Origin of the sequence: Terribium retamae, from assembly GCF_022347545.1 — a bacterium.
GTDB classification, from domain to species: domain Bacteria; phylum Pseudomonadota; class Alphaproteobacteria; order Rhizobiales; family Rhizobiaceae; genus Mesorhizobium; species Mesorhizobium retamae.
The window spans coordinates 67,791-79,860 of the sequence record NZ_JAKREW010000027.1 but is presented as its reverse complement, the minus strand read 5'-3'; the positions used below and the strand labels follow the sequence as shown (position 1 = coordinate 79,860).

General features: G+C 63.2%; 9 protein-coding genes. 6 read left to right on the top strand and 3 right to left on the bottom strand.

The genetic code is table 11. From position 1 onward, the window contains the following. Positions 1-431 precede the first annotated feature (431 nt). The 3 genes from L4923_RS21910 (at position 432) to corA (ending at position 3,758) form a co-directional block, all read left to right on the top strand. Entirely contained in the window at positions 432-1,697 is a 1,266-nt protein-coding gene (locus L4923_RS21910) for an ATP-binding protein (protein WP_239369087.1), read from the top strand. A gap of 117 nt (positions 1,698-1,814) precedes the next feature. Next, complete coding sequence (gene phoU / locus L4923_RS21905; protein ID WP_239369085.1) at positions 1,815-2,540, top strand: phosphate signaling complex protein PhoU; 726 nt, start codon at positions 1,815-1,817, stop codon at positions 2,538-2,540. Positions 2,541-2,750: 210 nt separating this feature from the next. Continuing rightward, positions 2,751-3,758 (top strand): magnesium/cobalt transporter CorA, encoded by a 1,008-nt coding sequence (gene corA / locus L4923_RS21900; protein ID WP_239369083.1) that lies wholly within the window; start codon positions 2,751-2,753, stop codon positions 3,756-3,758. Between the two features lie 94 nt (positions 3,759-3,852). On the opposite strand, the gene L4923_RS21895 is transcribed toward corA, so the two are convergent. Then, positions 3,853-4,386 (bottom strand): GcrA family cell cycle regulator, encoded by a 534-nt coding sequence (locus L4923_RS21895; RefSeq protein WP_239369081.1) that lies wholly within the window; start codon positions 4,384-4,386, stop codon positions 3,853-3,855. Positions 4,387-4,755: 369 nt separating this feature from the next. On the opposite strand from L4923_RS21895, the gene L4923_RS21890 reads away from it, so the two are divergent. The 3 genes from L4923_RS21890 (at position 4,756) to L4923_RS21880 (ending at position 8,036) form a co-directional block, all read left to right on the top strand. Further along, entirely contained in the window at positions 4,756-5,952 is a 1,197-nt protein-coding gene (locus L4923_RS21890; protein WP_239369079.1) for an aspartate aminotransferase family protein, read from the top strand. Between the two features lie 13 nt (positions 5,953-5,965). Beyond that, positions 5,966-6,877: an ornithine carbamoyltransferase gene (gene argF, locus L4923_RS21885; protein ID WP_239369077.1), complete on the top strand. Its 912-nt coding sequence runs from the start codon at positions 5,966-5,968 to the stop codon at positions 6,875-6,877. Positions 6,878-7,034: 157 nt separating this feature from the next. Continuing rightward, positions 7,035-8,036 (top strand): Hsp33 family molecular chaperone, encoded by a 1,002-nt coding sequence (locus tag L4923_RS21880; RefSeq protein ID WP_239369075.1) that lies wholly within the window; start codon positions 7,035-7,037, stop codon positions 8,034-8,036. A 233-nt stretch (positions 8,037-8,269) separates the two neighbouring features. Here L4923_RS21880 and L4923_RS21875 read toward each other — a convergent pair whose 3' ends face one another. Together L4923_RS21875 and L4923_RS21870 are read right to left on the bottom strand one after the other, a co-directional pair. After that, positions 8,270-10,267: a CocE/NonD family hydrolase gene (locus L4923_RS21875; protein WP_239369073.1), complete on the bottom strand. Its 1,998-nt coding sequence runs from the start codon at positions 10,265-10,267 to the stop codon at positions 8,270-8,272. A 164-nt stretch (positions 10,268-10,431) separates the two neighbouring features. Continuing rightward, positions 10,432-11,994 (bottom strand): ABC transporter substrate-binding protein, encoded by a 1,563-nt coding sequence (locus L4923_RS21870; RefSeq protein WP_239369071.1) that lies wholly within the window; start codon positions 11,992-11,994, stop codon positions 10,432-10,434. Between the last annotated feature and the right edge of the window lie 76 nt (positions 11,995-12,070).

Sequence of the window (12,070 nt, the reverse complement as noted above, 5' to 3'; positions counted from 1 at the left end):
ACCCAGCGGTGTCTCCAGGCGTAAAATACGCTCCGCTTGAATGAACGAAGCCGCCGCGACCTCGAGATTCATGGGGTACCTCAATCAATCTATATTGCGGAATACTTACATTAGAGCAGGCCGTAATAATGCATTTTCTCGCTATTACAAATTACGGTGTGCATGGAGTTCGTCAACGGCTGAGGCGCTCCGTATAGTATTTAGCCAGGGTGAATCCAAGGCTCGGTCATAATTGGGATATCGGCACAACTTTCAAACTCATGTTATGGGGGACGAAGTAATGAGGTCCAGCGGGAATTGGCACTAGGGCGTTTCCGATTCTCTCGGGAACGCGGAAACGCCCTAGGCTTTGTATCCGCAATTCGGGATGGAAAACCGTCACATATCTTTCCTTGAATTGCGGTAGTCCGCCCGAATGGATTGGAGTGCATATGAGCGACGTTACGGGTGAGGATCGCCATTCCAGGACGAGTTTGATGGTCAGGCTGTGGGAGGCGCGCTGGTATCTCCTGGCGGGTCTCGCGGCCGTTACGGTCGCCTACGGCTTCGGGCCGGGCCGGGCCTGGGCCTTGCCGGTGGCTGTCCTGCTTCTGTTTGCAGCGCTTTTCAGCGCCAAGCCGCGTGCCGTCCGCATCGCCGAAAAGGCGGGAGAGGTCGAGGCCGAAGGCCTGCAGCGCCTTTCCGGTGAATATCTGGCCGCCGCCGTCGCCGACCCGCTCATCATCTTCGACCGCAGCACCACGGTCGTGCACGCCAATGCCGCTGCCTTCGTCGCCTTCGGTGGCATGTCGCCCGGCCTGTCGCTGCCGCTGAAGTTCCGTGCGCCGGAAATGCAGGCGCTGCTCGACAGTGTCGTCTCCGGCAAGATCGCCTCCGATGAACTCGACTATCTCGAGAAGCTGCCGGTCGAACGCGTCTACCGGGTCAGCGCTTCCTCCGTCGGCCACGGCACCGATCTGTTCGTTCTGGTGTTCAAGGACCAGAGCGAGGCGCGCCGCATCGACCGCATGCGCGCCGACTTCATTGCCAATGCCAGCCACGAGCTGCGCACCCCGCTGGCCTCGATCTCGGGCTTTATCGAGACCTTGCGAGGGCCGGCCCGCAACGATCCGGCGGCGCGCGAGCAGTTCCTGCAGATCATGCAGAACCAGACCAGCCGCATGGCGCGCCTGATCGACGATCTGCTGTCGCTGTCGCGGCTGGAGATGAAACCCTATCTGAAGGCCGGTGCACGGGTCGACCTGCGGCAGACGCTGGAAAGCGTCATCGATTCGCTCGGCCCCCTGGCCCGCGACAGCAATCTTGTCGTCGAGCGCGATTTCGCCGAAGGCCAGTTTGCCGTGCCGGGCGATCGCGACGAGCTTTTCCAGGTGTTCGAGAACCTCCTGGAGAACGCCTGCAAATACGGCCAGTCCGGCGGCCGTGTCTCGGTCAGCGTCGCGCCGGGCGGGACCGTCGCCGAGCCGACCGTCGATGTCACCATCCGCGATTTCGGCCCCGGCATCCCCGAGGAACACATTCCCCGCATCACCGAGCGCTTCTACCGCGTCGACGTCGAAACCAGCCGCGCGCAAAAGGGAACCGGCCTCGGCCTCTCCATCGTCAAGCACATCTTGACCCGCCACAACGCGCGCATGTCGATCCGCTCGGAACTCGGCAAAGGAGCTGCTTTCACGGTCCATTTGCCAGCAAACTAGATTTTAGCGCAAATGCAGACTATCTCTGGGGAAAGTGTTTCGTCTTACTGTCACATGGCTGGCGTATCAGCAGTCAATTGACATGCGAATCATCGCAGCTTCCAGAAGGCCGTAGCCATGCAGTCCGTGCATATTGTCAGCGCTTACGACGAGGAACTGAAGTTCCTGGCCAAGCGCATTGCCGCCATGGGCGGTCACGCGGAGCGCATGGTCGAGCAGGCGGTGGCGGCTCTTGTCAGCGCCGACCAGGATCTTGCCCAGAAGGTGATCCGCGACGACATCGTGCTCGATGAAGGCCAGCGCGAGATCGACGACAAGGCCATCCTCATCATTGCGCGGCGTCAGCCTATGGCGACCGACCTGCGCGAGATCGTCGGCGCCATCCGCATCTCCGCTGATCTGGAGCGCGTCGGCGACCTCGGCAAGAATGTCGCCAAGCGCGTGATGTCGGTGACGGACGGCCGCGACGCCACCAGCCTCTATCGCGGGCTGGAGGCGCTGGCGAATCTGGCCCTGATCCAGCTCAAGGACGTGCTCGACGTCTATGCCTCGCGCTCGGTCGAGAAGATCGGGGTCGTGCGCGACCGCGACGAGCAGATCGACGCCATGTACACCTCGCTGTTTCGCGAGCTGCTCACCTACATGATGGAAGATCCGCGCAACATCACCTCCTGCACGCATCTCTTGTTCTGCGCCAAGAACATCGAGCGCATCGGCGACCACGCCACCAACATCGCCGAGACGATCTATTACATCGTCACCGGCGACCAGATGCCGGCCGACCGCCCGAAGGAGGACAAGACGGATCGGGTGGTGGTGCAGCAGCCGGAAGTGGCGAAGTAGCAAGAGGGAGTAAGGGAATAGGGCAGTAGGGCAGTCGCCATTGCCTTCTCTTTATTTCCTTTCTGTCAGCCGCCATTCTGGCCGCAGCCCAAGAGGCAACATGTTGCCTCACTGCCATATTCCCCTACTGCCTTACTCCCTTCTTCCCTTGCCATCCCGCCTAGCCAGGTCCACTCTACGCCGAAGACTGAGGTTCCTCGGGAGGCGACGATGGACCATCCCCGTGATTTCACGCCGGGCCCGCAGGATTCGCGGATTGTCGCTTCCAGTGTCTATGTCGCCGGCAGGCGTGTGGCCGATATCCCGATCGAGGAAGCTGGCGAATGGTCACGCAAGAAGGATCATGTCGTCTGGATCGGTCTGCTCGAACCCGACCGCGATTTGTTGAGGCGCGTCCAAGCGCAGTTCAATCTTCATGATCTCGCCATCGAGGATGCCGAGCACGCGCATCAGCGGCCAAAGCTGGAGCAATATGGTGACGCCCTGTTCATCGTTGCGCGCACGGCGCAACTTGTCGAGAAGCGGGTCAGCTTCGGCGAGACGCATCTCTTCATCGGCAGGGGATATCTGGTCAGCGTCCGGCACGGGCCGTCGACCTCCTATTCGACTGTGCGTCAGCACTGGGAGACGTGCCCGACATCCTTGGCCAAAGGCGAGGATTTCGTCCTCTATGCCATCCTCGATTTCATCGTCGACAACTACTTCCCGGTGCTGGAGCAGATCGAGGACGAGGTCGAGGAGATCGAGGACGGCGTGCTGGTCAAACCCATGGACGCCAAGGCCATCGAGCGCCTTTACATGCTGCGCCGCGACCTGCTGCGCCTGCGCAATGCGGCGCTGCCGCTGGTGGAGGTCTGCCGCCGGCTGACCAGTTCCGAACTGCCGCAGATCGATGCCGACATGCATCCGCTGTTTCGCGATGTCACCGACCATATCCGCACCGTGCAGGAAAAGATCGATTCCTTGCGCGAGGTGCTGGCCTTCGCCTTCGAAGCCAGCCTTCTGGTCGGCCAGAGCCAGGAAACGGCGATCTCGAAAAAACTAGCCTCCTGGGCCGCCATCCTGGCGGTGCCGACGGCCTTCGCCGGCATCTACGGCATGAATTTCAACGACATGCCTGAGCTGAGGATGGAGTATGGCTACCCGACGGTGTTGGCCATTATCGTGGGCATCTGCGTCTTCCTGTACTGGCGCTTCAGGAAGAATGGGTGGTTGTGAAGGGAATAGGGGATCAAGGCAGTAGGGCAATAGAAAGGGCAGCAGACAAATCGCCCACTGCCCTAATGCCTTATTCCCTTACTGCCCTATCCCCTTAACGCAGCCGGCGGCGTTCCGAGGCCGGCTGGAAGGCGATGCGGGAGTGGTAAGCGCAGTAGGGACCGCTCTCGCCGGCATCGTTGCCGCAGAAGTGGAATTCTTCCGTCAGCGGGTCGCCGTTCGGCCACTTGCAGGTGCGCTCGGTCAGTTCGGTGAGCTGCAGGCGCCGCGAGATCGGCACCACCACGTTTTCGACCGGGCGCAGATACTGGCGCGCCACCGGCTCGGCATCGAACTGCACCTGCAGCGCGGTCGCGCCGACCGATGCGGTGACGTGGCGGTGGCTGCTGCTGGCAGCAGCGCGTGTGGTCGACTTCGACGCGGAGGCGCCGCTGTTGGCAGCCGGTGCCTTCTTCTGGCGTGCCGGCGCCGCTGTCGTGCGGCCACGGCCGGACAGCTTCAGCCGGTGTACCTTGCCAATGACCGCATTGCGGCTCACCCCGCCGAGCTGTGCCGCGATCTGGCTTGCGCTCAGACCTTCCGACCACAGTTTCCTCAAGAGTTCTACTCGCTCGTCAGTCCAGTTCATAAGACCGCGCTCCTTTGAACCGTCCGGTGGTTTCGGAATCCAAAATCGTTCCGGCTCGCGCCGGGCGGGCACCACATATCTGGGGTGATTGGATCCGCCGTACGAAATCTAGCTATTTCTCATTCACAATTACCGATGCGCTGACTCGGTGACAAGAGTCCCGACTGCAACACGAATCGGATTTCGCAGTTTTCCCCAACTTGGCTGTGGCTGCGGTTCCACATTGAAAAATTCCGCGAGCCGAAACAGGTTGGTCCAGGCGGTGCTGTAAAAGAGCTTTTCGTTGACTTCATGGCCGAAAAACACGATAAGCTGCCACTAGCCGCCGCTTGGGCGGCTTTTATTTTTTCAGTACCGGAGCAGCATATAATGAGCGGTTCGGCGCTTTACGAGACCTTTGCCCGTGCACCCCTGGCTTTCGAGCGAGGAGAGGGTTCCTGGCTGGTGACGGAAAAGGGCGACCGATACCTCGATTTTGCTGCCGGCATCGCCGTCAATTCGCTGGGTCACGGCCATCCGCATCTGGTTACCGCGCTGAAGGACCAGGCCGAAAAGCTCTGGCATGTCTCCAATCTCTATGAGATCCCCGGACAGCGCCGCCTCGGTGAACGGCTGGTCGAGGCGACCTTCGCCGACAAGGTGTTCTTCACCAATTCCGGCGCCGAGGCGCTGGAATGCGCGATCAAGACGGCGCGCCGCTACCAGTTTGTCACCGGTCACCCCGAACGTTTCCGCGTCATCACCTTCGAAGGCGCCTTCCACGGCCGCACGCTGGCGACGATCGCAGCCGGCGGCCAGTACAAATATCTGGAAGGCTTCGGCCCCAAGGTCGACGGTTTCGACCAGGTGCCGTTCGACGACATCGAGGCTGCCGAAAAGGCGATCACGCCGGAAACGGCGGCGATCCTGCTCGAGCCGCTGCAGGGTGAGGGCGGCATCCGCTCCTTCCCGCTGCAGTCGCTGAAGCGGTTGCGTCAGCTCTGCGACAGCCGAGGCCTGCTGTTGATCTTCGACGAGGTCCAGTGCGGCATCGGCCGCACCGGCAAGCTGTTCGCGCATGAATGGGCAGGTGTCACGCCGGACCTGATGGCGATCGCCAAGGGCATCGGCGGCGGCTTCCCGATGGGCGCCTGCCTGGCAACGGACGAGGCCGCGCGCGGCATGACCGCCGGCGTGCACGGCACCACCTTCGGCGGCAATCCGCTCGCCATGGCCGTCGGCAATGCCGTGCTCGACGTCGTGCTGGAGGAGGGCTTCCTGGAAGACGTCAACCGCAAGGCCCTGCTGTTCAAGCAGGGTCTGGCAGCCGTTGCCGACGAATATCCGGACGTCATCGAGGGCATCCGCGGCGATGGCCTGATGCTCGGTCTCAAATGCGTCATGCCCAACGGCACGGTCAATGGCGCCCTGCGTGACCAGCATCTGCTGGCAGTGCCGGCCGGCGACAACGTCATCCGCCTGCTGCCGCCGCTCACCGCGACCGATGCCGATATCCAGGAAGCGCTGAAGCGTATCCGAAGCGCCGCCAAGGGCTTGTCGGACGCCGTTGCGGCCGCTGCGAAGTAGACCGGACGACATCATGAGCGTTCGTCACTTCACCGATCTGTCCACCGTTTCAGCAACTGACCTGCGCGCCATGCTGGACGACGCATCCGCGCGCAAGGCCCGCCTCAAGGCCGGCGAGCGCTCGAAGCCGCTCGACGGCAAGGTGCTGGCGATGATCTTCGACAAGCCGTCGACCCGCACCCGCATCTCCTTCGATGTCGGCATGCGCCAGCTCGGCGGCGAGACGATCATGCTGACCGGCACCGAAATGCAGCTCGGCCGTTCGGAATCCATCGCCGACACCGCCAAGGTGCTGTCGCGCTATGTCGACGCCATCATGATCCGCACCACGGCGCACAACCGGCTGCTCGAACTGACCGAGAATGCGACGGTGCCGGTCATCAACGGACTGACCGACGACACCCATCCGTGCCAGCTGATGGCCGACATCCTCACCTATGAGGAACATCGCGGGCCGGTGGCCGGCAAGACCTTCGCCTGGACCGGCGACGGCAACAACGTGCTGCATTCCCTTATCGAGGCTTCGGCACGCTTCTCGTTCAACCTGAACGTCGCCGTGCCGGAAGGCAGCGAGCCGGAGCAGAAATTCGTCGACTGGGCCAAGAGCAATGGCGGCAAGCTCCGCTTCACCCGCTCGGCCGAGGACGCGGTCGGCCAGGCCGACTGCGTCGTCACCGACACGTGGGTTTCGATGGGCCAGGAACATCGCGCCCGCGGGCACAACGTGTTCGTGCCTTATCAGGTCAATGCCGCATTGATGGCCAAGGCCAAGCCCGACGCCCTGTTCATGCACTGCCTGCCGGCGCATCGCGGCGAGGAAGTGACCGACGAGGTGATCGACGGCCCGCATTCGGTGGTGTTCGACGAGGCCGAGAACCGGCTGCATGCGCAGAAGGCGGTGCTGGCCTGGTGCCTCGGTGCCTGATGTCGGGCAGATCGCAAAAGGGTCACGCGGTTTTGCGGTCAGGGCCTGCGACTTGATAGAGTGCGGTGTGATGCCTATCTCCCGGGCATCACGCAAATCGTTGGCGTTGTAAGGCATCCCCCGGAAAGGCGGTTATGCCGCGCCGGGAGACTTTGTCATGTTGGAAACGAATATCTTGACTGAACACGGAACCAAACTCGGCGAATTCGGCCATGCCGGCGACGATCATGTCGTGCCGTTCGAGGTCGGCCCGCTCGACGTCCGCGGCCGCGCCGTGCAACTCGGGCCTATGCTCGACGCCATCCTGTCGCGCCATGATTATCCCGAGCCCGTTGCCCGATTGCTGGCGGAAGCCTGCGTCGTCACCGTGCTGCTCGGCACGTCGCTCAAGTTCGAAGGCAAGTTCATCCTGCAGACCCGTACCGACGGGCCGGTGGATATGCTCGTCGCCGACTTCTCGACGCCGAACGCGCTGCGCGCCTATGCCCGTTTCGACGCCGACAAACTGGCGGCGGCCACCGCTGCCGGCGACGTGACGGCGGAGGCCCTGCTGGGTTCCGGCGTGCTCGCGCTCACCATCGACCAGGGAACCTACACGCAGCGCTACCAGGGCATTGTCCAGCTCGACAACACGTCGCTGGAAGAGGCCGCGCGCACCTATTTCAGGCAGTCGGAGCAGATCCCGACCGACTTGAGGCTTGCCGTCGCCCAGCTCGTGCTGCCGGGCGGCCGCAAGCAATGGCGCGCCGGTGGCCTGCTCGCGCAGTTCCTGCCCGAAGCGCCGGAACGCATGCGCCTGGCCGACCTTCCAGGCGGCGACGGTGACACCGCCGAGGCCGTGCTCGATCCGACCGACAATTCCTGGCAGGAATTGCTGGCGCTGCTGGCAACCATCGAGCCGGCTGAGCTGATCGACCCGACGGTCGGCACCGAGCGGCTGCTCTATCGCCTGTTCCACGAACATGGCGTGCGCGTGTTCGACGAGGTTCATGTCGCCGACCGCTGCTCGTGCTCGCCGGACAAGATCCGCGGCATCCTCGACGGTTTCACCGCCGAGGAGATCAAGGAAAGTACGGAAGAAGGCCGCATCCGCGTCGAGTGTGAATTCTGCTCGACACGCTACGAGTTCGACCCGGCCGACTTCGTGGCTGTCGAATAAGCGGAAACGCTTTGCTGGTGGCTCGACTTTTGAGTGCCGCGCCGAAGCTGCCTTTCTCGCCCCGTTTACGGGAGTCCGAAGGACGCGCAAGACGCGTGGCTCGCCCCGGCAAAATGCCCGGCAGGGCAGTGAGGGGCAGAGCTGGCTTCTGCCTGCATGGCGCCGCCCCTCATCCGGCCGTTCGGGCCACCTTCTCCCCGTAAACGGGGAGAAGGAGAAGCCCCATTGCTACCTCACATGTGATCGCGGCGGATGCGCGCGTTGCGCTTGCGGTCGAACACTTTGCTTCCGTCATGGAAGGCCTGCATGTGTTCGGAGATGAGCCACTCGGTTTCGGTGCAGGAAAGCGTGATGACGCTGCGGGTTGCGGTTTCCCAGCCCTCGCGGGCGATGGTGCTGTGCGACGTGATTTCGGCAGCCATCGACAGCGGATCGCCCGGCACGATCGACCACACCTGTTCGGTGGTGTCGCGTGCGCTCAAACCATTGCCGGGGTGGCGGTTGAGGCCGGTGTCCTCGCTGACTTTGTAGCGGGTGATGCCATTGAGCATATCGCGCTCGACCACGCGGCCGGCTTTCCCTTCCTCCAGCGTCTCGTAACGCGGCAAAGGATCGGGGTTGGCCGGCTCCGGCACGTCGATACGGCTGTGCTCGCCGAGCAGCGGCAGGTTCAAGGCGACGGAGGATAGGTCGATGTCGAGTGTAGCGTCGTAAGGCGGCGGCAGGATCATCGGCCAATAGGCGCTGGATAGCGACAACCGGATGCGATGCCCTGGCCCGAAGCGATAGCCGCATGCGTCGAGCACCAACTCCACCTCGACCGTCTTGCCGGGCTCGAGCACTCTCGGTTCGGCATTGCCGTCGCGATGCGCGAGATTGAGCACACCGAAGGAGACCCGGGTGGCGGTGCCATCGGCATGCACATCCACCAGCCTTGCGGCCAGATTGGCAAGCGGGGCGTCGCTGGAGAGGCGGAGCTTCAGCACGGGCTGGCCGAGGATGACGCTCTCGTCGGTCAAAAGGTCGGTTTCGAACGTCAGCGAACCGGCATCGTCGAGGCGCTGGTCTCCCGCCATCTCGGTATCGGGCTTGAGCGTGAAGAACTCGCCGGCCCCCGTTCCCGTATCCAGCGGCGACTTGAGCAGGGCGCTGCCGCCGGCGCGGCCTGCTGGATCATGCTCGAGCCGGCCGTTGGAGCCGATCGCCAGCGTCATGGTTTGGGGCTCGCTCCACGCATCCTTGGCGACCCAGTAGCCCGGATCCGCCTCACGCCAGCGCGCCGGGCGGGGCCCGTCGAGGATATAGGCGCGCACCTGCGGCACGGCCTCGGCGCCGTTCTGCTCGTCGCAGAGCCATCGGCGCCACCAGGCGATCGCTTCGGCGTGGAAATCGGCGCGCGGTTTCGGATAGGCGAAATGCGGATATTTGTGCACCCACGGGCCGACCAGCGCCTTGGCCTTGCCGGGCATGCCGGCCACCGCCTTCAGCGGCGTGTTGCGGTAGCCGTCGGCCCAGCCGGAAATCACCAGTGCGGGAACCGGAAAGCCGTCGAAATCCTCGCCGATGGAACCGTGCCGCCAGAATTCGTCGCGGCGCTGGTGGGACAGCCATTCCTCCATGAAGAAGGGTTCCTGCTCCAGCCGCTCCAGCCACATGGCGCGCCAGCGGTCGCCGACGATCTCGGGATCCGGCGAGCGCGACTGGTAGGCGCTCATCGTCGCTGCCCAGGACAGCTGTGCCGAAAGATGCGTGCCGTTCTTGTAATGGATGTCGTCATTGTAGCGATCGACCGTGGAGGCGATGGAGATCACCGCCTTCAGTGCCGGCGGCTTGAGTGCGGCCACCTGCAGGCAGTTGAAGCCACCCCAGGAAATCCCCATCATGCCGACGCTGCCGTTCGACCAGGGCTGTGCCGTGATCCACTCGATCACCTCGACGGCGTCGGAAAGCTCGCGCGGCGTGTATTCGCCATCGATCACGCCGTCGGATTCGCCGCTGCCGCGGATATCGACGCGCACCCCGGCGATGCCGGCGGCGGCAAACACCGGATAGGTGGATTCGTCACGCGGTGCGGTGCCGTTGCGCTTGCGGTAGGGGAGGAACTCCAGCACGGCGGGTACCGGCGCAGTCTTCCTCGCATCGTCCGGCATCCAGATGCGCGCCGCGAGCCGCGTGCCGTCCTTGAGAGTGATCCATTCGTTCTCGATGACGTGAAAGTTCGTGTTCGTCATGAAATCCAACCATGAAAGTGCCGGCAGCGCGCGGGCGCGCCGCTACTTGGCCAAAGCAATTCCGGGAAAAATGCGTAGCGATTTTTCGTCCGAAATTGCGTGAAAACAAAGAGTTAGAGCGTTTCCGCAAAAATGGAAACGCTCTAACGGGCGAGTGAAGCGCCTCAGGCCTGGAGCCAGACCCGGCTGGCGATACGGCCGTTGGAAAGATCGTTGCCGATGTCGTCGACAAAGCCCTTCAGCTTCTTCGAGGACGCGTTCAGATAGTCGTTGAACACCGGCAGGATCAGTCCGCCCTCGTCGCGCACCGTGACCGCCATCTGGCGGTAAAGGGCGCGGCGCTTGTCCTCGTCGAGCTCGCCGCGCGCCTGGGCGACCAGTTTGTCGAAGTCCGGCCGCTTGAAGCGCGTATCATTCCATTCCGCATTCGACACATAGGAGGTGGAGTAGCGCGCATCCTGGGTCGGGCGGCCGCCCCAGTAGGAAGCGCAGAAGGGCTGCTTGTTCCAGACCTCCGTCCAGTAGCCGTCGCTCGGCTCCCGCTGCACGTCGAGCTTGATGCCGGCCTTGGCGGCGCTGATCTGGAAGAGCTGCGCTGCGTCGACCGCACCGGGGAAGGCGGCATCGGAGGTGCGCAGCAGGATCGGTCCGTCATGCCCGGACTTCTTGTAGTGGAAGGCTGCCTTTTCGGGATCGTAGAGACGCTGCTCGATGTCGGTCGGAGCCAGCGCATAGCTGGCATTGATCGGATAGTCGTTGCCGATGGTGCCGAAGCCGCCCACCACCTGTTTGAGGATCGCCTCGCGATCGATCGCCAGCTTCAAGGCCATGCGCAGATCGGCATTGTCGAACGGTGCTGTGTCGCAATGCATGAGGAAGGCATAGAAACCCTTACTGGGCGTACGCAGGATTTCGACTTCCGGCAGTCGCTTCAGCAGCGGGACGACCTTTGGCTGAACGACATTGATGAAATCGACCTGCCCCGACCGCAGCGCGTTGATGCGCGCCGTAAGGTCGTTCATGACCGTGATCTCGACCGCGTCGACATAGCCGCGGTCCTGGCGCCAGTCGTCCTTGTTGCGTTCGAAGGCGGTACGCACGCCCGGCTCGAACTTGACCAGCTTGTAAGGCCCGGTGCCGATCGCTGCGTTGGGGTTGTCGTTGCCGCCATTCGGCTGGATCTGCAGATGATAGTCGGTGAGCACGAGCGGCAGGTCGGCATTGCCTTCCTTCAGCGTGATGACCAGGTCGCCTGCCTTGTCCTCGATCTTGTCGATGCCGGTGAGCAGCCCGAGCGCCCCCGATTGCGATTTCTCGCCGGCATGGCGCTGCAACGTGGCGACCGCATCGGCCACCGTCATCGGCTTTCCGTCATGGAAGCGCACATCCTTGCGGATCTTGAAGGTCCAAACCTTGGCATCCGGCGATGGCGACCAGGATTCGGCCAGGGAAGGCACCGCCGCACCGGTCTTGGGGTCGGATTCGACCAGCGTATCGCCCCAGCAATGCGCGATCACGAACAGCACGCTTGCCGATGCCAGGGCAGGGTCCAGCGCGTCGGCGGAAGCACCGCCCTCGAGGCCCATGCGCAGCGTGCCGCCGCGAACCGGTTCCTCGGCCCTGGCCGGCGAGGCAAAGCTACCGGCTGCCGCCGAAAGGCCGAGAAGCGTGCTGCCCTGAAGGAAGGTACGGCGCGAGAGGTTCAACGTATTGCCCAGCTTGATCATTGTGTTCCCGTTGATTGGAGCCGCCGGAATGGCGTCTCGGGAGCGATAATGATCCTGGCCCGCTGCAGCGCAATTT